General features: G+C 47.1%; 21 protein-coding genes. 4 read left to right on the plus strand and 17 right to left on the minus strand.

Going from position 1 to position 20,335, the window contains the following annotated elements:
• The first annotated feature begins 7 nt into the window (after positions 1–7).
• Positions 8–1,216 carry a peptidase gene (locus CRG97_RS18710; protein ID WP_098746157.1) on the plus strand — a complete coding sequence of 403 codons (1,209 nt, stop codon included), beginning with the start codon at positions 8–10 and terminating at the stop codon, positions 1,214–1,216.
• A gap of 121 nt (positions 1,217–1,337) precedes the next feature.
• On the opposite strand, the gene CRG97_RS18715 is transcribed toward CRG97_RS18710, so the two are convergent.
• Complete coding sequence (locus tag CRG97_RS18715; RefSeq protein ID WP_076321809.1) at positions 1,338–2,057, minus strand: YebC/PmpR family DNA-binding transcriptional regulator; 720 nt, start codon at positions 2,055–2,057, stop codon at positions 1,338–1,340.
• Between the two features lie 179 nt (positions 2,058–2,236).
• Here CRG97_RS18715 and CRG97_RS18720 point away from each other — a divergent pair, with 179 nt between their 5' ends.
• On the plus strand, positions 2,237–2,482 hold the full coding sequence (locus CRG97_RS18720; protein ID WP_098746159.1) for a LysR substrate-binding domain-containing protein: 246 nt from the start codon (positions 2,237–2,239) through the stop codon (positions 2,480–2,482).
• A gap of 168 nt (positions 2,483–2,650) precedes the next feature.
• The gene (locus CRG97_RS18725) at positions 2,651–3,856 is read left to right on the plus strand and encodes an MFS transporter (protein ID WP_202618964.1); all 1,206 of its coding nucleotides are present in this window, start codon (positions 2,651–2,653) and stop codon (positions 3,854–3,856) included.
• A gap of 49 nt (positions 3,857–3,905) precedes the next feature.
• Here CRG97_RS18725 and CRG97_RS18730 read toward each other — a convergent pair whose 3' ends face one another.
• From CRG97_RS18730 to CRG97_RS18745, 4 genes are all read right to left on the minus strand, one after another.
• The gene (locus CRG97_RS18730) at positions 3,906–5,033 is read right to left on the minus strand and encodes a DUF4179 domain-containing protein (protein ID WP_098746161.1); all 1,128 of its coding nucleotides are present in this window, start codon (positions 5,031–5,033) and stop codon (positions 3,906–3,908) included.
• A complete protein-coding gene (locus CRG97_RS18735; protein WP_237566483.1) occupies positions 5,026–5,577 on the minus strand; it encodes a sigma-70 family RNA polymerase sigma factor in 552 nt (183 codons plus the stop codon). The genes CRG97_RS18730 and CRG97_RS18735 overlap by 8 nt, the downstream gene beginning before the upstream one ends.
• A 157-nt stretch (positions 5,578–5,734) precedes the next feature.
• On the minus strand, positions 5,735–7,453 hold the full coding sequence (gene cysI / locus CRG97_RS18740; RefSeq protein ID WP_098746163.1) for an assimilatory sulfite reductase (NADPH) hemoprotein subunit: 1,719 nt from the start codon (positions 7,451–7,453) through the stop codon (positions 5,735–5,737).
• Between the two features lie 36 nt (positions 7,454–7,489).
• On the minus strand, positions 7,490–9,328 hold the full coding sequence (locus tag CRG97_RS18745; protein WP_098746164.1) for an assimilatory sulfite reductase (NADPH) flavoprotein subunit: 1,839 nt from the start codon (positions 9,326–9,328) through the stop codon (positions 7,490–7,492).
• A gap of 245 nt (positions 9,329–9,573) precedes the next feature.
• Between CRG97_RS18745 and cdaS the strand changes: the two genes are divergently transcribed.
• Positions 9,574–10,191, plus strand: coding sequence for a sporulation-specific diadenylate cyclase CdaS (cdaS, locus tag CRG97_RS18750; protein WP_098746165.1), 618 nt, complete (start codon positions 9,574–9,576; stop codon positions 10,189–10,191).
• A 217-nt stretch (positions 10,192–10,408) separates the two neighbouring features.
• On the opposite strand, the gene bshB2 is transcribed toward cdaS, so the two are convergent.
• From bshB2 to CRG97_RS18810, 12 genes are all read right to left on the minus strand, one after another.
• Entirely contained in the window at positions 10,409–11,065 is a 657-nt protein-coding gene (gene bshB2, locus CRG97_RS18755; protein WP_098746167.1) for a bacillithiol biosynthesis deacetylase BshB2, read from the minus strand.
• 22 nt (positions 11,066–11,087) lie between these two features.
• A complete protein-coding gene (locus CRG97_RS18760; protein WP_098746169.1) occupies positions 11,088–11,432 on the minus strand; it encodes a YojF family protein in 345 nt (114 codons plus the stop codon).
• Positions 11,433–11,534: 102 nt separating this feature from the next.
• Positions 11,535–12,026 (minus strand): 2-thiouracil desulfurase family protein, encoded by a 492-nt coding sequence (locus CRG97_RS18765; protein WP_098746171.1) that lies wholly within the window; start codon positions 12,024–12,026, stop codon positions 11,535–11,537.
• Between the two features lie 131 nt (positions 12,027–12,157).
• Entirely contained in the window at positions 12,158–12,952 is a 795-nt protein-coding gene (locus tag CRG97_RS18770) for a helix-turn-helix transcriptional regulator (protein WP_098746173.1), read from the minus strand.
• A gap of 188 nt (positions 12,953–13,140) precedes the next feature.
• Positions 13,141–14,229 carry a Gfo/Idh/MocA family protein gene (locus CRG97_RS18775; RefSeq protein WP_076321821.1) on the minus strand — a complete coding sequence of 363 codons (1,089 nt, stop codon included), beginning with the start codon at positions 14,227–14,229 and terminating at the stop codon, positions 13,141–13,143.
• 14 nt (positions 14,230–14,243) lie between these two features.
• Positions 14,244–15,191, minus strand: coding sequence for an AraC family transcriptional regulator (locus CRG97_RS18780; protein ID WP_098746175.1), 948 nt, complete (start codon positions 15,189–15,191; stop codon positions 14,244–14,246).
• A 22-nt stretch (positions 15,192–15,213) separates the two neighbouring features.
• Positions 15,214–16,215: a Gfo/Idh/MocA family protein gene (locus CRG97_RS18785; RefSeq protein ID WP_098746177.1), complete on the minus strand. Its 1,002-nt coding sequence runs from the start codon at positions 16,213–16,215 to the stop codon at positions 15,214–15,216.
• A gap of 158 nt (positions 16,216–16,373) precedes the next feature.
• Positions 16,374–16,898: a YfiT family bacillithiol transferase gene (locus tag CRG97_RS18790; RefSeq protein WP_098746179.1), complete on the minus strand. Its 525-nt coding sequence runs from the start codon at positions 16,896–16,898 to the stop codon at positions 16,374–16,376.
• Positions 16,899–16,989: 91 nt separating this feature from the next.
• Positions 16,990–17,898 carry a hypothetical protein gene (locus CRG97_RS18795; protein WP_098746181.1) on the minus strand — a complete coding sequence of 303 codons (909 nt, stop codon included), beginning with the start codon at positions 17,896–17,898 and terminating at the stop codon, positions 16,990–16,992.
• Positions 17,895–18,260: a glyoxalase superfamily protein gene (locus CRG97_RS18800; protein ID WP_098746183.1), complete on the minus strand. Its 366-nt coding sequence runs from the start codon at positions 18,258–18,260 to the stop codon at positions 17,895–17,897. Before CRG97_RS18800 ends, CRG97_RS18795 begins: the two co-directional genes overlap by 4 nt.
• 174 nt (positions 18,261–18,434) lie before the next feature.
• A complete protein-coding gene (locus CRG97_RS18805) occupies positions 18,435–19,070 on the minus strand; it encodes a DedA family protein (protein ID WP_098746185.1) in 636 nt (211 codons plus the stop codon).
• Between the two features lie 18 nt (positions 19,071–19,088).
• Entirely contained in the window at positions 19,089–20,330 is a 1,242-nt protein-coding gene (locus CRG97_RS18810; RefSeq protein ID WP_098746187.1) for an MGDG synthase family glycosyltransferase, read from the minus strand.
• Positions 20,331–20,335: the final 5 nt, after the last annotated feature.

The following is a 20,335-nucleotide window of genomic DNA, read 5'->3' on the forward strand; positions in this document are numbered from 1 at the left end:
TACTACCATGAAAAAAATCTACAAAGTACTAACAACCGCTACAGTTCTAGCGATGGCGGCACTGCCGATAGCAGCGAATGCACAGGACGTCCCACCTGCTTCAGCCCATACGGGACAAGGTAACATCGTGAACCAGGTGAAGAAGAGCGTGCCTGGAACGATGGGCTACATAACGGACTTCGTAAATGACAAAACAGGCACATGGATTACCGTAGCCGGCCGGGGGTTGGCAGCAACCGATCAACAAGAAATCAGGCTCTCCGTATCCAAGGATACTAAAATCATCGATGTCCAAGGGAACCAGGTCCAGCTGCAAACGATCGTGGATAAAAACAAAGCGATAAAAGCTTTCTATAGTCCAAACATAACGAAGAGCTTACCCGCTCAAGGTTCGGCGCTTACGATTATTGTTCAGGATCACGACTTTGCCGTTATAGATGGAACTATCTCCGAGGTTAACAAACAAGGTATCCTTGTGGAGGGAACCAATCTGTACAACGACAGCCAAGAGACCATTCTGCTTCATCTGGATCCAAAAGCAAAAATCATCGATCAAAATGGCAACACAATGAAAGCAAGCGACCTGAAAACCGGCATGAGCATTCGTTCCTTCTATGGACCTGCCGTTGCGTTAAGTATGCCGCCTCAATCAACAACGAATTATATTCGGGTCAACGCGGATGCCGAGGTATACGATCAGGAGCAAGCAGCCGGCATTGACGGAATCCTTACAGAAATGAAGGATGGAAGAATTAGTGTTTCCGGTAAACCAGTTAAAGCAGGTGACCTCGAATACATCGTGCTCGCTGTTGATGGCGACACAAAGATTGTAGATGCCGAGGGCAAATCATTAACAGCTGAAGCCTTGAAATCGGGTCTGCGAATCGAAGCTGAATACGTGTCCGTGATTTACCCTGCCCTGTCGCATGCAGATAAGATCGTGGTCTCCGATACCTCAGCGCCCAAAGTCGAAGGCACGATAACTGCATCCGAACGCACTTCTAAGGATCAACTGTATATCAATGTAGGTTCAGATCAATCCACGGATAACGATATCATCATCAACATCTCCAAGGATACTCAAGTGATTGGACTGAATCCCGACGAGAAGCTGGAACCCGGCATGAAAATCGAGGTCTTCCACTCCCCGATCATGACCATGTCCATACCCGCATTCACTTCCGCCGAAGTGATTATGGTTCAAGCCGACAACTAAGCTGATGTTCTGGCTGCTTACCGTAGCTAAAATAAATCGCCAAAAAACAAAAAAACATCGTACTCAGGAATTCCTGAATACGATGTTTTTTTAATGTAGTAAGATATCAATCGTTACTTAACTATTCCTCAAATTCCACGTTGTGATACACCTGCTGAACATCCTCGAGGTCTTCCAGTGCATCGATCAGCTTCTCGAACTGTACCTGTCCTTCTTCCGGTAAGGTGACAAAATTCTGAGCCAGCATGGTAAGCTCGGCAACGGTAAACTCTGTAATTCCAGCGGCTTTGAATGCTTCCTGAACCGCATGGAACTGGTCGGGTTCAGCATAGACGATCACCGCTTCTTCCTCTTCCAGGATGTCACGGACATCCAGATCGGCCTCGAGCAGCAGGTCCATAACTTCCTCAGCCGACTTACCTTCAACGCCGATTACTGCGGTTGGATCAAACATATATGATACTGAACCGCTCACGCCCATATTGCCGCCGTTCTTATTAAAGGCAGAACGTACAGCAGGCGCCGTACGATTGACGTTGTTGGTTAAAGCATCAACAATGATCATCGAACCATTCGGACCAAAACCTTCATAGCGCAGCTCTTCATAATTCTCATCCCCGCTGCCTTTGGCTTTATCCAAGGCACGGTCAATAATGGCTTTCGGCACATTGTATGTTTTGGCACGCTCAAGAACAACCTTCAGCGCACGGTTGGACTCGGGATCCGGCTCGCCTTTTTTGGCAGCAACATAGATTTCTACACCGAATTTCGCGTATACGCGACTTGTATTAGCATCCTTGGATGCTTTCTTTTCCTTAATATTATTCCATTTACGGCCCATACATTTCCGCTCTCTTTCATCATTGAATCTGTAGCCGGTATTCAATAAATACCCCTGTCCATTATATCTCTATTAAGTCCCTTGAACAAGGTTAAGGGCGTATATCCGGAAAATAGACACATCCCCGTAATCATCAATCCGTGATGATCGCCGACGAGTAAGATTGTCTTTCCCATGCCATGCCCCAAGGGCACAGCCTCGCTGACCATACACCCATTAACTTGGATGAATTGAAGGATAAAACTTTTATTGGCTATAAGGAAGATTTTATATTCCAACAAATGAACGAGAAATTATTGAAGGTGGCTGGAATTGCCCCCAGATATGTATGCCGGGTTGACGAACCTCCGGCCATTGCAAGTCTTGTTCGTGCTGGTCTTGGTGCTGCCCTCTTCGAATGTCTCAAAGGCACTTCCTGCTCATGAACAAATGCTGCGCTTTTTTTACGAAAAAGTAGATGAAACAAAAAAACAGTTGATTATTTATAGACAAAATAATATTATGTCTATGTATAAAACAACGAAATGCGCATTCGCTTGTTTTTTACGATATCCCATCTGTTAAGTACAGATCCGAAAGGAGACACCTTCATTTTGCTTAACAATCCCTATGTTCGAACGATTGTCTTGTCACGCATTCTCTTGAATCTTGGCATTTGGGTTCGCAACTTTGCCATTCTGCTATACGTTACCGACTTGACAGGCAATAACCCTGTGTATGTATCCCTCATATCCGTAGCTGAATTTGCGCCCATTTTCTTGTTTGCCTTCATCGGCGGTACTTTCGCGGACCGCTGGCGACCCAAGCGTACTATGGTCAGTTCTGATGCATTGTCTGCGTTATCGGTATTTCTCGTGCTAATTGCCGTTCATAACGGGTCGTGGCAGGCGTTGCTGGTACTCACGTTCTTCTCAGCCGCCTTGTCACAATTCTCTCAGCCCTCAGCGATGAAGCTGTTCAAACAGCATGTACCCGCTGAACAGCTGCAATCCGTGATGGCCATGTTTCAATCCATGGTTGCCTTCTTTATGGTCATCGGCCCGATCGCAGGTGCATTTGTATATCAAAGGTTCGGCATTGAAATATCGCTGATCGCAACAGGCGCGTTATTCCTGGGTTCTGGATTGATTCTGACTTTGCTGCCTCGTGATTTGCAGGAAAAGACACAATCCAAGCAGCAGAACCTGAAACAAGAGCTTATCGAAGGACTTCGTTATGTATGGAATAATCAAACGCTCCGAACACTGGGCGTGACCTTTGCCGTGGCTGGCTTGGCAGCCGGACTAATTCAGCCGCTCGCGATATTTGTAACGATTGAGAATCTCGGTCAGGATAAGTCATTCTTGCAATGGCTGTTAACGGTCAATGGGGCGGCGATGCTCGTCGGAGGAGGCTTCGTCATGGCATTTGCCAAGAAAATAACCCCTCAAGCCTTACTAGCGCTCGGTCTGACCGTTAGTGCTGTCGGGAACCTCGGTATCGGCTGGTCAACCAGCATAATATTTACGCTGCTGCTTCTTGTGCTTAACGGATTCTTTTATCCCTCCATCCACATTGGAATCAATACTTTGATCCTAAACAATACGGATGGGCCATACATTGGTCGGGTTGGCGGGACCCTGACCCCGATCTTTATGGGAATGATGGTGCTGGGTATGTCGCTGGGGGGATTGCTCAAAGACCAACTGTCCCTGTTCGCTGTTTATGCGGTCAGCGCACTCTTGTTCCTGACAGGTTCGGCGCTGCTGATCCCGTTGTTTAAAAAGAAAACGAGCACAGCCGGCGTATTGGAGCAATGAACAACAATAAGAGCCGTCTCACACATTTCAAGAGGCGGCTCTTATTCTCTTATTTTATTTTGAACTCCAGCATATGTTTTTCTACTTCTTGTTCAGATGCATACGATGAACGGGATTCAGGATACAACTTCAGTACCATAGACTCTGGATCATCCAGCATATTGCTGCTGAACGTATACTGAGACCCATCCTCCGTTCCGTGTCCCGACAAGCTGGACAATTTATAAGTTCGCCCATCTGCCGTCTTCGATACAATTTCGAATGGTTGTACCATGTCACTTATCGAAATCTTGGTTTGAAAATCAATTTTTTTCCCAGGATCGTAAGCGAATCTTACTTGTGTCATGAGCGGAGAAATCTCAACCTCAGATAACACAATCTGATGATCGCCTAGCTTGAATGTTTGATTTGGTTGATACGTCTCCGTCTTGATTGAAGCAAATTTCGGATCCAAGTTGAACTTAATTTTCATCCTCTCGGAGTAATTCATCTCTGACTTGACCGTTCCTGTCTTGGGATCAGACAGTTTGCCTCGATCTACGGATGCAATTTGAAAATCCACTTCAATGCTTCTAGGGAAAGGTTGGCTGCGATCCAACTTTAATGTTCCACGCCCTTGCCAGCTTTGACTCTCCCAGCCTCCTATTTTTGAGGTATTTCCTAAAGAACGGCCTGTTTGCGCATCCTTTATTCTAACGCTGTTCACATTATAGATCTCCTGGCTGGAATCCGTCTTGGCTGTATATAACAATATTAACTTGTTCTCATCCGCTGTAACAGCGTTAATGTTAATCTGGTAAGGTCCCGACTTCGCCGACTTATTGATCATCTGGATATAATTGTTTCTTATCGCCGACTCCAATGTACTTTGATCGATATCATAGTCCATTGCCTTAAACTTGCTCAGTGCTCCCCAATCCAACGTCTGCTCCTTGGCTGCCTGTGGAGCAACGGTGTCCTTGAACGGACTGAGCAGCCACAAACCGGCAGCCATTATCGTTATGAGTGTGAGAGCAGCCACTTTCAAAGAATGATGTCGAGATATCCCTCGCGTCCGTCCCATCGCCAACCCGCGCTGAATAGCGTATGTAGCATCGGTAGCATGAAACTGCTGCCGTTGTTCCTGACGGATCTGTTCCGCATCGGCAAGCATTGCTTGTTCTTCAGGACTAGTCATCTTGCCATTCCCCCCGATTATTCATTAATTTTCGTAAATGCGCCAGCCCCTTGTACTGCCATGTCTTCACTGTTCCCTCCGGCTTGCCGAGGATCGCTGCTATCTCCTTCAGCGTCATGTCATTGTAATATTTCAATATCAGCACATGTCGGTACTTGGGCTTCACCTTTTTCAGAACGGGCCACATAGCAAGCCTGTTATGATTGAACCCGCCAAAAGCCGGTTCGACAATCGCTTTTTCCAGCTCATGATCAGGCAGTGGGACAGCTCGCTTGCGACGTCTCTGTTCGTCAATACAAACATAGATCAAGATGCGGATGATCCAGGCTTTGAATGCTCTCCCTTCCTTTAACGTTGAACGCTTGACCCATGCTCTACACGTCATCTCCTGCACCGCTTCCAGAGCATCATATCGGTTGCGCAAATAACTGTAAGCAATATGGATCAGTGTGTCCTTGTGTTCCATAATAGCCTGGTAAAAATCTGTTTCTTCTTCCGTTGTTGTCAGTACCACCTTTTTCATCTCTGCTTGGGAGCCCATCATGATCTCCTCTCCTTCTCTCTCTCTATATGATGCTCTATGGGTTAAGACGGACGAACTCCCCAAACGGTTTTAATTTATCTCAATCCCATGTGCAGTAAACAAAATAAACCGAAGCTCTCCTCAAGAAGAACTCCGGTTTGTTTATAATTGAGTATCATTATGCGTGAAATTGTTGCCCGTCTAATACTTCCTTCACGTAACCGGCGCGAATAACAAAGTCACCGAAATGCTCGCCTTGCTCGCGTTCTTGTGCATATTGCTTCATGATGGGACGAAGGGAATCCAAAATCTCGGCCTCACCGATGTTTTCCTTATAAAGCTTGTTCAGTCGGTGTCCGGAGAAACCTCCACCCAGGTATATGTTATATTTGCCAGGCGCCTTTCCGATAAATGCGATTTCGGCCAGCATCGGTCTGGCACATCCATTCGGGCAGCCGGTCATTCGAATAACGATATCCTCTTCGCGAAGTCCGTTCTCTTCCAGAATGACATCGATTTTATCCAATAATGTCGGCAAATAGCGCTCGGATTCTGCCATCGCCAATCCACATGTTGGTAGGGCTACACATGCCATGGAATTTCGTCTCAGGGCAGAATAATGATAACCGTCCGTTAGTCCGTAACGCTTGATGAGTTCTTCAATCTTTTTCTTCTTGTGGCTGCTGATATTGGCAACGATCAGATTCTGATTGGCCGTCAGACGAAAATCTCCATTATGGATTTGAGCGATTTCACGCAGACCTGTCATCAGCAGGTAATCGGCTTCGTCTTTCACACGTCCGTTTTGGATGAATAATGTAAAATGCCATTTGCCATTGCTGCCTTTAACCCAGCCGTAGCGATCACCATTATGATCAAAATGAAACGGTTTTGCCTCCTCCAGCTTCCAACCCAGACGGCTTGTGAGCTCGTTGACAAACCAATCGATTCCGCGATCATCAATCGTATATTTGAAACGAGCATGCTTGCGCACCGCACGGTCTCCGTAATCACGTTGGATCATCACCGTCTTCTCGGCCAAGTCAACGATCTGCTCGGGTTTGCAGAAACCAATGACTTTTGCCACTTGAGGATAGGTTAACGGATCACCGTGTGTCATCCCCATGCCACCGCCTACCGAAACGTTAAAGCCTTTCAATTGTCCTTCCTCAATGATTGCAATGAGGCCAAGATCTTGGGAATACACATCAACATCATTGGAAGGCGGCACAGCCATCCCGATCTTGAATTTCCGCGGCAGGTACACCGGGCCATAAATCGGCTCCTGCTCCTCCTGCAGGCTGTCTACAATCTTCTCGCCGTCCAGCCAAATCTCATGATACGCACGCGAGCGCGGATCGAGATGACTGCTAAGCATACGTGCCCATTCGTATACCTCCGAATGAATTTCGGATTGATAAGGGTTCGGATTGCACATCACGTTACGGTTGACGTCACCGCAAGCAGCCAATGTACTAAGCATCGCTTCATTCACTTCTTGAATGGTGCTCTTCATATTCCACTTCAGTACGCCATGAAGCTGAAAAGATTGGCGAGTGGTCAAGCGAATCGTTCCGTTGGCATACTTTTGGGCTACACGGTCCATCATCAGCCATTGCTCCGGAGTTACGACACCGCCAGCGGCACGAACACGCAGCATGAACTGGTAAGCAGGCTCAAGCTTTTGCTTGTGTCGTTCGTTACGCAAATCCCGGTCATCCTGCATATAACTGCCGTGAAATTTCATCAGCCGGTTATCATCTTCGGGAATCGATGCCGTAATGCGATCCTCTAATGTCTCTACAAGACTGCCACGCAGATAGTTGCTTCGACGCTTGATGTCCTCAACATCACTATGTGGCGCACTATGGGGTGATACTAGATTATTATCAGACATGTTCCTTTTTCTCCTCTCGCAACCACAGGGATGATCTTAATACACATCCCGCTGATAACGTTTCTGTTGCTGCATGAGCGTCAGATATTCCGCAGCTTCTTCTGGACTCATCCCGCCTTCTTGCTCGAGAATAGACCCCAGGGCGGAATGCACGTCATGAGCCATCTTCTTCTCATCGCCGCAAACATAGACGCAGGCTCCTTCTTGGAGCCACTGATATAGCTCCTTGCTCTTCTCCAGCATGCGGTGCTGTACGTACACTTTTTGGTCCGTATCCCGAGAGAAAGCAACATCCATTCTCGTCAGTACTCCATCCTTCAACCAACGCTGCCATTCAATCTGATAGAGGAAGTCCGTTGAGAAATGCTGATCTCCGTAGAACAACCATGATTTCCCTTCTGCTCCCATCTCTTCCCGCTCCCCCAGAAATGCTCTGAAAGGCGCCACGCCTGTACCAGGTCCGATCATAATGATCGGAGTGTCTGGATTCTCAGGCAGCTTAAAGTTCGGGTTATGCTGAATGTATACCGGCAGCGAGTCGCCAGCTTCCAGACGCTCTGCCAATTGTACGGAACATACGCCGTAGCGATGGCGGCCATGTGCTTCATAACGGACTGTTCGAACGGTAACATGAACTTCATCGGGAAACGCTTTGGAGCTGCTAGCGATAGAGTAAAGGCGGGCCGGAATCTTGCGTAGTATGGATACAAAATCGCTTGCCGCCACTTGCTGCAGACCATAATCCTGTACCAGATCGAGTAAATCCCGTTCCTCAATATAGGTGCGCAATTCCTGCTCATGACCTGTCTTCAGTAACGTTTGAAGTCCTGTATTCCCTGAAATCTTAACCACTTGTTCGATCAGAGGTTTCGTGAGAACCGTAATTTCATAGTGACGGAGCAAGGCATCTCGAAGTGCTCGCGCTTCACCATGTTTATTAATGACAACCACTTCATCAGCATTCCATCCCATAGCAGCGATGAGATCATCCACCAGCTGCGGGTGATTTTCCGGATAGATTCCTAAGCTGTCACCCGGCTCATACTGCAAATTTGAACCTTCAAGAGAAATTTCGATATGACGAGTTTCACGGTCTGATCCTCTTCCGTTCAAATTCAAATTTTCGAGGATTTCCGCTTGAAATGGATGGCTTCTCGAAAATTCCGATTCCGTACTATCGCTCAGGGCTACCGCACTCACATTTTCAACAACGGTTGATCCCGCTCCAGCCTCGTTCAACGATAGCAGAACCTGATTCATCCATTCTGCAGCCGACTCATCAAAGTCCACATCGCAATCTACTCTTGGTGTCAGCCGCTTGCCGCCCAATTCCTCGAGCCGCTTGTCGAAATCTTTACCCGTTTGGCAGAAAAATTCATACGAGGTATCCCCCAGCGCCAGTACGGAATATTGAAGATGGTCAACCTGAGGTGCCCGCTTGCTATGCAGAAATTCATAGAATGGGATTGCATTATCCGGCGGTTCGCCCTCTCCATGCGTACTGACGATAATCAGGAGATTCTGTAACTTCTTCAGGTTGTTCGGTTTAAAATCGCTCATAGAAGACATCGTAACCTGCAGGCCAACTTCTTCCAGCTTCTTCGATAACTTTTTCGATAATCCATGACCATTGCCTGTCTGTGATCCGTATAGGACGGTGACTTCTTTAGTAGCTGTTGCCACCGGCGTTGATACAGCGGCTAACGTGTTCGCTTGTGGTGCTGCCGCAACTGCTGCTGCGGCTGCCGTTCCCTGTAATGCAGCGATAAATCCGCTGAGCCAGGTCCGCTGGGATTCTGTCAGTGTGGGCAGTAGGCGGTTCAGCAGCTCCACCTGTTCCTGATTAAAAGGACTGTTCATTACTTGAAGTTCCAACAATATCCACCTCTCAAAAGCGCACATTATTAATTCCTACTATTACGATACAATTAATTTTATTTCTCCTTTGAACCTATCACAGCTTACCTGGACCGGTCAATTACAATGTTCTTATAGCATTTATCAGTTTTACTAATAAATCGGATTTTCCGAGTATAACTATAAGTGAAACTCCACCTGCTTTAGAGAATATCGATATCCCCGAATGGTAATGATACCAATGATAAGGAGGAAGATATCGGATGCAAAATCAAGATTGTAATTTTACGCCGCTGAAAAACAAATTAAAGGAACAGCTCTTAGATATCACGAGACAATTACAGCATATTATCGTCAATTTGGACCAGGATAGTTCATGTCTGCTGGGTGAGTTAGACCTTGTCAGAACTAAATTTTTAGAAGCTGAATCGATTTCATCAACGTATTATCTCAATTGTTTTCTCTTCCCCTTCACAAGCAAATACCAAGAAATCGCGAAATCCATATATCATCTCAGTCAAAAAAAACTAGGTGCGCTCATTGTGATTCAACGGGAAGATGGCCTGGATTCGTTAATAACGCCAGGGATTCCCTTGTCTGCAGAAATCACAAGTCCCTTGCTTGAATCCATATTTGTTCCCGGCAGCCCGCTGCACGATGGGGCTGTGCTCGTACGTAAAGAGATGATTATTTCCGCTGCGAACGTGTTGCCTTTAACAGCCAAAACCTATGGTGATCGTAAGCTCGGAACACGTCACCGTGCAGCCATTGGCCTGTCCGAAATCAGCGATGCCTTGGTACTCGTTGTATCAGAGGAGACGGGCAAAACCTCCTTCTGCATGAAAGGAACGCTTTACCCCTTGTCCATTAGCAGCCCCTAATTAGTCAGCATATGGATCTCGGCGGGGCCGGAATCGCTGCATCCTTCATCATGCAAGACTTAATCGATAATTACCGTATTGATGTCCATCCGATTTGTTCTAAGGAGGCGGCACGCCGATTCATTCTCTCCGCAATGCATTAGACCAAACCATGCAAAAAAGAGCCGCAGATGCTAATTCTGCGGCTCTTTTTATGGGTCCATCCCATGATGGGGATTTATTCAAATGTATAGGTCCAGAAACGTTCCGTCCCGAAGCGCTGCTCCACTTCCTTGGCCTTCATCTGTTTCTTGCCCAGCAGCTCCGCTGCTTGGAATTGAGAGCGATGGGCTTGAATGGAGTTCAGCTTCTGTACCATAAACATGGATACATCTTGATAAACATCCGGTTTACCCAATTCTTGCTCACAATTGTTGGAGAATGCCAGACATTGAACGACTGGTCTATCCCCGGCCGGCATCCGCAGAATCGTGCGGATTACAGCCGCGCCCGTTGCGTCATGGTCAGGGTGAACGCTGTATCCAGGGTAGAACGTGAACACCAGCGATGGCTTTATCTCCTGAAGCAGAGAAGCAATCGCGCTATCCAGCTTATTTTGATCCTCGAATTCAATCGTTTTATCATGGAAACCAAGCAATCTCAAATCCTGTATGCCTATCGCTTTGCAGGATTCTTCCAGCTCTGCTTTGCGAATGGTTGGAAGCGTGATACGGTTCGCAAACGGGGGAATGCCCATATTGCGGCCCATCTCCCCAAGCGTTAGGCAAGCATAGGTAACATGAGCGCCTTCCATAATATATTTAGCCAACGTTCCGGATAAACCAAATGCTTCATCATCCGGGTGCGGCAATATGACCAGTATGTTTTGCTCCATCAATCCTCGTCTCCTCTCTCTATTAAAAAGGCTCCCGGCTCAGCTGCAAAGCGACAACCAGTTTGCCCTGACTGTCATGACCTGCCATGATCAGCCGATCGGTATCCGTCTGTTCGAAATGGGTGAGTCCTTCCGTATATACCCAGCCCTGACTCATTTTCAATCCAACCCGATAGGGTCCATTGCCGGATATCGAACCGTGGCTGTAACGAATGGTTGCATTCGTAATAAAGTTAGCCGCGGGGTGCTTCGTGCTGTCATAATGAGCAGCATAAGCGCCTGTTGTCATCTCAAGGTGAATATATAAATCCTGGTCCTTCAATTTATCAATCATTTGTTGTACTTCGGTTTGATTTATGAGTTCCATAATTCCCTCCAATATAAAGAATCACAACATGTAAGCAGTCGATATGATAATTCTATCATAATTATAGAGCAGGACGAAAATATATAAACGAAGACGTTTGATTTATCTCCCAATAAAAAGAGATGCGTATTCCGGCTGTGCTGCATATACGCTAAGATCGTGCTCTGAAATAACCTTATAACCTTCCCTGCGCAGCAGAGCCGTAGTTACGCCACAACCGGCTATCTTCTCATTGGCAAATTCTCCATTATAAATCATGGCACTGCCGCAGGAAGGACTGCTCTCTTTCAGGACGATCAGCAATGCTCCGAGCTCTTGCGCCACTCGAAGCGCTTGGTAGGCACCTTTTATATACATCTCGGTCACGTCTTTCCCGGACAATTCAACCACTCTAGCATTCCCTGCCAGTACGTCGTCACCGTTTCCTCCAACGATCTCCGCAGGCTCCCGTGGAGTTGAGAATCCGCCAAGAAGTTCGGGACATACGGTCACAGCTTTCTTCGATTTGACCAGCTGTTGAATGTTCGCATCCAAACTGTCCGTAGCGTTATAACGAACCTGCAAACCGGCTAAACACGAGCTTACAACAATCACAGGTGACACCTCAAATCTCTCGTTCTTACTTACATAAAACAATACTGCCTATAACATTCGCCCTCATTTAAGTATAGGAATCACAACTCAAATGTCAACGAATGCATAGGGCACTCATCATACCCATCAATTTAACGTAACATGGGAGCAACCCTTTTAAGGAAGTGATTCATTAATAATGGCAAAGAAATCAAAATCGGCGGATCATCCAGCCGGGGAACATGCAAAGTTACATGAAGATGCGGGGTCTTAGAGTTTGGGGTAACGATAATGGGTTCCTTCGAACGGGTGCGGAGCGTAGTAGACTTGGGAAGCAAAAAATCGACCGCCTGCATGCCCCATGGAACCGAAGTAGCCATCAGATAATATGTACCAGGTCTGACGTCGCCGAACCGAAACGAGCCGACGGAAGATAACAAAGTTCCGTATAACGGTAAACCTTCGGGAATCGGCTTGGCGAACAGCCCGATCAAGATGACACCCTGAAATGGAGCCGTTGCCTCTACTGTGCCCTCAACTGTCAGATTGGAATTCACAACTGGTATGGAGTCACGCCAGCTGTTCAGTTTCTGCAGGGATAACAGATGCTCGTCCGCCTCTTCCCTCGAGTTTCGAAACTGGGAAGGGGTCACTCCTACTCTTTCCGTAAAGCGTGTTGTAAATGTACCCAGACTCTGCTGACCAATCTCCATGGCGACATCCCGGATACTCAGATGTGTATGTAATAGCAAGTCCTTCGCCTTCTCCAAACGAAGCGAGGACACATAATATAATGGAGGCAGTCCAATTCGATCCTTAAATATACGCGAAAAATGATATGGGCTGTATCCTATGTAATCCGCCAGTGTCGATAACGGAAGAGGCTCATATATATTATTGTGAATATACGCGATTACCTCATCGATTTCAGCATATCGATCAGTCATCAGGTCTGCACCATCCTTCATTCCGGATATTATGTCTAGGTCCAATCCAACTCTCTCAAGGAACAATTGTTCGCATTTATACTATCATATCCATCTAAAAAATGGAAGCTTTTATATGTTAAAAATATCATCCTACAAGTATCATAATGCACAAAAAAAGCCGCGCTGCACGCGCGGCTTTCTTACCATCAATCCAAGTCCGGAATATGAATCTCAACCTCTTTTTTGCTTTGGGAAGACCGCAAAATGCCGTCCAGAATCGCTTGATTCCGAAGCACCTGCTCGCCCGGGATCGGTGCCGGCTTGCCTTCGCGCACAGCGCTTACGAAATCCTTGATTTTCTCCTCAAATACGTTAAGCTCATGGTGGACCAGCGGTATTGCGCTTTCGGTATGATGACCTTGGATATCATGGAACAAGGAGATCGATCCTACCTTCCCATCCCACACACCGCTCCAAGGGCCTGAACCTGCCGGTGTAATCTTCATGCCCGCATCCGTTCCAAGGAACATGGTCGCCCCCAAGGTATCCATATGCATAGCCCACGAAGTTTTAAAGTTAAGCACAAGGTCTCCTTCGAATCGAATCATCGCTACGCCGAAATCCTCGACGTTAAACGCTCCGGATTCGGAGTGATATTTGGGATTCGTGCCAAAATAATTCGATGTATACGCGGAAACCGTCAACGGCTTAGGATATCCAAGTGCGTTCAGGGCCATGTCCAAGGAATAACAGCCAATGTCCGCCATGGCGCCTGCCCCTGAAATCTCCTGTCGGACAAACGTGCCACCCGGCATTCCACGGCGGCGACCGCCTCCGGTTTCCACATAATAGACTTTTCCAAGCTCGCCGTTTTGAATCAGATTCTTAATGATGCCCATGTTCGGATCATACCGCGGCTGGAAGCCTACATTGAGCATATTCCCGGTCTTCTTCGCGATCTGGACCATCTCGATGGCTTCATCCAAAGTGACCGACATCGGTTTCTCGAGCATTACGTGTTTGCCCGCTGACAGCGCATCAATCGTGGTACTGTAATGAGCGACGTTTGGCGTACAGATGCTTACGCCATCCAGGTCAAGATCCAACAATCTGCGGTGATCATCAAATCCGATCGCCCCCTGAAGTCCCCAGCGCTCAATAAATTGATCGGCTCTGCCGGGTAAAATATCAGCTACGGCAACAATCTGCACATCGTCAATTTGTTTATAATATTTTGCATGCTCCCCCGCAATGCCGCCGCTTCCAATAATTCCTATTCGAATGGTTTTGCTCATGGCTGATACTCCCCCTACAATTTCACATTCATTGCTCGATATGTTGATGGCGTATATCCATACCTCTTTCGAAACACGGTATGCAAATAACTTCCGCTTGAGAAGCCTTCATGGATTGCGATTTTATCAATCGACCAATTGGTATCGATCAGCTTCCTGCATACGGCTTCAAGGCGGACATGTTCCAGTATTTCGCTGAAGGATTGCCCTTCCGCTTGCTCCTTGAATATTCGCTGCAGCTGCCTTGAGCTGATATGCAGCTTCTCCGCGACGTCATCCAGTACAACCTCTCCCGAAGAGTTTGCATGAATATACTCCAGGGCCAATTGATAGCGGTAAGCCTTCATATCTCTTGAAGGCAGTTCCGCTTCTGATGGCTCGGATTCATATGCGCGTACAGCGCGCAGCAATATCTGTATAATGCACTGCTTAATCGTTGTATACAGACCCGAATACTTCTCCTGAGAAGCCTGATAAGCCTCAAGGAAATAAGGCATCGCGCGATGGATATCCATCGTTGGCTTCAGCGGTAATCCCCTCAGCTTCTCCATACAGTCATCGGCTTCCGCCATTTCCCATGGATCCGAAACAGGCAGTGCCAGGCTCTCATGATCGGATACCTCATCGCGTTGAATAATGTCCACGTGCAGACATAATTCGTCCATCGGCTCCGCTGCATCCGCCTCCTGATAATGAAGCACATTCGGACCCGTTAAATAAAACATGCCTTCCCGCAGCGCATAAGGTTCCTCTTCCATAATAACGCTCCCCTTGCCGCGGGGTATGAAATGAAACTCATACTCCGCATGCTTATGAAAGGAAACAATCTTTCCTGGCGGGAAGGTGGTGAGATGAAACCGAAGAACCCGGATCTCATAACGACCCCAATAAACTCTCAGATCAAGTCGCTCCAAGGCATCCTGCCGATCTTTCATCAATTCGTATGGAAAATGGTTATTCATCCTGATGCATCATCCCTGTATCTTATGCTTGCAGTTCATCCAAACGAATGGCGCGATGCTCTTTGGCCGAACGGTTGGATGCTTCCATCAATTTGGTTAGTTCAACCGCATATGCGATATTTTCCTCTGCAACGGTATCTTCTTGAATATGAGATATCCATTGTTCAAATGCACTTGCACGATTCGCCGGTACTGGCAGCTCAATCCACGCATCCTTGTACTCTTCTTTTTTCGTTGAACGAATCAGAAGCTTGGCGTCAGGCGTTCCATACAGAATCGTTCCATCCGTACCATGAATTTCAATCGTAAATGGCGAGAAGCTGTTAACAAATCCGGCTTCTACCACACCGACAGCCCCTGTAGCCGTAGAGAGCGTAGCAACGGCGTTGTCTTCCACCTCTTTCCCCGTGATGTAACCGAAATTCGCATTGACATCAACCGCTTCTTCACCGAGGAACAAGCGTGTCAAATACATCGGATGACATCCCAGATCGATTAAGGCGCCTCCGCGGCATTCCTCCAGGCTATAGAAATGCTCTGGCAGCCAACCAGCAGTCGCGCCATTATGAGACAAGCGTACACGAACGAGTGTTACGGTGCCGAGCAACTCCTGCTGCAATACCTCACGGATCGCCAAGGTATAGCCATCATTCAGTCGCGGAAGCGACACCGTTAATTTGACTTGGTTCTCATTCACGGCATTGATGATATCATTGACCTCTTGAAGGGTGGCAGCAATTACTTTTTCCGTGAAAATGTGTTTGCCTGCTGCCGCTGCCTTCAACATCACTTCTCTATGCATGGATGTCGGAGCATCCACGATCACGGCATCGATATCGTCACTTTGCAGCATGTCATCCAAGGATTCATAAAAAGGTACACCCTGCTTCTCCGCCGCTTCTCTTCCGCGCTCTGGGTTCTCATCCCATACCGCTACGATTTGAGCATCCGGATGCTCCTGCGCTTGTTTCGTATAATCCCACGCGTGCACATGCCAATAACTAATTTTTCCGATTCTAATCATTCTCGTCACCTCAGTATCTAATATTAAGACATCATGCCATTAATCTATCACACGAACCGCCCGATTCACAGTGTAAAATTGCGACAATTAAGTTAGATATCACGACATGGTGACATGTAAAAAAACCCCGCCAGTTGACGGAGTAGGCTGTGCTATATCTAAAATTTCAATCGTTCTCTTGCAGATGTGATATGTGCAGTATGGTGCTTTCCGTGCCAGGCGTACATGCCCGTGGCGTATTCCAGACTGGTTTTTCGCTGGTTCTCAGGGTGATAGAACGTTCTGAGATAGTCTCCGTTATCCATGATGTCTAACAAAGCGCCCCATCTGGCATGCATGCCATCAAGCAAAACAAGCGATGCGTCAATGTCCAGGATCAATGAATCTTGAAGGGCTGCCCACTTCTGCTCGTCATAAGGCTTAATTGTTGGGTTGTCTTCCGTTAAAGCAAGTTTAAACCGAATATAGCTGTTCATGTGGCTATCTGCAAGATGGTGAACGACTTGACGGATCGTCCAACCGCCATCTCGATAAGATACATTCAGCTGTTCCTGGCTTAGCCCCTGGACTGCAGCCCTCAGTTTCTCCGGCAGGCTCTTAATCTCTTGAATCCAGAGCTCCCTTTGTTCAGGCGCGGAGTGCCCTTCCCATTCAAATTGCCCTATCGGGTATCTCAAATCCATGTTCCCTCACTCCTTGACCATCATTTTTTGTAAAATTCCTATGGTAATGATATTAGCATTTTACAACGAGTCCAGTATTCCTAATCCGATGTCAATCCACCGCAATCCTTTCAAAATTACGCAGCGTTCGAAGTGCATTCCATGTCAAAACACCCTTCCATTCCTCCTTGGCCAACGGCCATACCTCCTCGTACTGGTACCAGCTCCAATTGGGCTCCCAGGCACCATCTTCCCCTTGATCCTCTATGAGCAAATCCAGTTCCAGCGGCAGAAGCTCTTGGTATTTAGCAAAATAAGGTGAATCCGGAGAATCCATAATGCTAAGAGGTGTTGCTCCGTATCCCTCACGGCTGCCAGGATCCCTGCTTATGCAATTATCCATGAAGACCTCAAGGGTTTCTCCGATCTCGGACGCCTGCTCTTTCGGCAATCTTTCGTTCAAGCGCAAATAACAAAACAGTTCATGCATTTCATTAAGATCGCTGGATTGTTTAAGATAGTTCACTGCATCATCAATCCTTGAATCCAAAGACTCCAAAGGGTATAACTCCCGCTCGTCGATAAAATACGCGATGATATCCGCATTCGGATTTCCCCAATGATCCTTGAAGGCTCCGTACTGCCACCAGATCGCCCTCGGAGACTGCTCGGCTTCCTTAGGAATAATGTCCCACCCTGACCGCTCTGGCACAAAGGAGTGCTCAAGATACTTTAACGCAGATATAACCCGTTCGCTGCGCTCCGGATGATCTGGATTTAACCGAAGAATCTCAAGCGCTCTGGTTGTTGCCAGAGCAGATGACTCCTTGCAGCGAAGATCGGGCTCAAGACCATGACCAAATCCACCGTCCTCGTTCTGATATCTGCCGAGCTCGGTTAATACGTCCGTAAACGACCCGTCCTCGAATTCGTACCGGAATAGTGCCCGTTCAAGGTCCCTGGCCTGGTGCAGCATATATTGCCTGGCTTGTTCAAATCGCATCCTGTTTAGCTTCTTCACTTGGATTCCAACTCCTCGTAGAAAGTGATTCGGTTGCCGAATGGATCAACGACACATAGCTCTTTGCTGTTCCAAGGTGCTGTCTCGATTCCGGGCCTGGAATACGGATAGTTCTGGCTTAACAGCTGTTCGTGAAAACCTTCAATCCCTGCCATCTCCACGCGAATGGCTGCTCCGGGAGAACAGTCCCCGTAATGCTCCGTCAAATGAATCGTTAACGAATCCCTTGTTATTTGCATGTAGAGCGGTGCCGAGTCATCAAACCGATGTTCCCAATCCAAGGTAAAACCAAGATATTGGATATAGAATTCCCTTGCCTTCGTTTCATCGAATACCCTGAACAATGGTATGATTTTGCTCATGATCTGCCCCCTACTACATCCTTTATTCTTCAAACTCCTTATGTATGTGCTGCTGACTTATTTAGAATATATCATAAATTCTGTAAGGCTCGTCCCAAACATAAAAACCCAGCACAGATACCATAAAACCACGTTTGCTGGGCCATCTTTAGCAAGTATTCTTTTCATTTATAACTATTCATTCCTGGTCACTTTGGACAGCTTCTTGGCTTTCTCACGTTTAACACGACTCCACACCAGCAGAACGAGAAATGAACTCCCCAGGCAGATAAAGATCACTTTCAAATAATGCTCAACCACATTCAGAATGTACTGCCACTGTTCGCCGAATATAAAGCCTATGCTGAAAAAGACCAACACCCATGAGGCCACGCCCGTGTACCCATACAGCCACACCGTTCGATAGGGAACCCGAATCATGCCGATAAAATACCCGATAAATTGCCTGACCCCGGGTATGAAAAAACAAATAATGAGCAGCTTATTTCCATACTTGTTGTAATAGGCCTGCGTTTTCTCTACAAGGGACGGCTTGATAAACAGCCATTTTCCATAGCGCTCTATAAGCGGCATCCCCAGCTTGTATCCCAGGATATAGGTAATGGTTAGCCCCATGGCCGCTCCCATAAAAGCAGATCCAACGGCAGGAACCATATCGATGATTCCTTTATAGGTTAAAAACCCGGTATAGGTTAAGGTACTATTTCCAGGAGGAATTGGAAGAGCAATAAAATCAAGGGGAAGCCCAATCAATAACACCAGGTAGCCGTATTGTTCAAATAACTGCTCAACCAATTCAAACAAATTCATGGGGAAAACTCCTTCATCTTACCGATAACTGTCATAGTAGTGTTGTAGAGCATCATTTACATAAACTTCTTTGTTCAGCACCTCGTAAGGCACCGGATTCATATCTTCAGGCCATTCACGAGAATGGCGCTGATTCTGGTGAATATCCATCAATCTTGTCAGGACTGATAAAGCCGAATCTTTATGCGTGTTAATGGCCGCTCTTCGCTTCATTTCTTGCAATAAGGGCGGACTTGTAATTAATGTTAGCAATTGGTGCTGCAGTTCACCCGCCATGGCTTGCCGTGCCACGCCTATTCCAACCAGGTAGTCTGCATTATCCTGCTCTTGGCCTGGCAAGGGTTTCACTAACAGCATCGGCCGTTCCATCGTTAATGCCTCGGAAATCGTAAGGCCTCCCGGCTTTGTCACCATTAGGTCCGCTATCGCCATCAATTCATGCATACGATCTACGTAAGCCATGACCGTGATTTGCGGATGATCTGAAAACTCTTCCAGCAGTGATTGATATAATTTCATGTTGCGGCCGCACACGACCATAAACCGAACACCCTGCGGGTATGCCCTTGATTTCAAGAGTTCGATAATTTCTTTATCGATCATCCCTTCTCCACCGCCCATAATCAGCACGACCTGTTCGGATGGACACAAGCCGTAATAGGCTCGGAGCCGTTCCGGATCGACAGGTTGACTATACAGCGGATTAACGGGTATGCCGGTCACAGAGATCTTTTCGCTTGGCACGCCTTTGCGCTCCAATGCAACCTGTACCACATCGGAACCAACCATGTAATAATCCGTATGAGAGTGTATCCAGTAACTGTGATCCGTATGGTCCGTCATGACGGTTGCCGTTGGCACATTTGTGAACCCCATCGCTTTCAGCAGAGACATGCCCGCTGCTGCCGGCGGAAAGGTACTGACCACGATAGCCGGATTTTCCGTTTCCAGCATCGTGCTGAGCCTGTGAAGACTGAAGGTACTAAAGCGTTTCAGCATCTGGATGAGGGTGTTTTCCTCACGCGTTTTCTGGAATAAGTATCCATAAAAGGATGGAAAGTGCTTCATCCATTGCACAAAGAAAAACTGACCAGCCACATGCAGCCGTGGATGGGTTAACTCCATGTAATCAATGACTTTCACGCGCAGATGAGGGTAGTTTCTTTTTGCTGATTCCACAATGGCCTTTGATGCCTGGTTGTGACCCTCTCCCAGACTTCCGGTTAATATGATGATTTTTTGCTCATATATGGATCTCATGAATA

The organism is Paenibacillus sp. EZ-K15, assembly GCF_002573715.1.
Lineage (GTDB): Bacteria > Bacillota > Bacilli > Paenibacillales > Paenibacillaceae > Paenibacillus_AQ.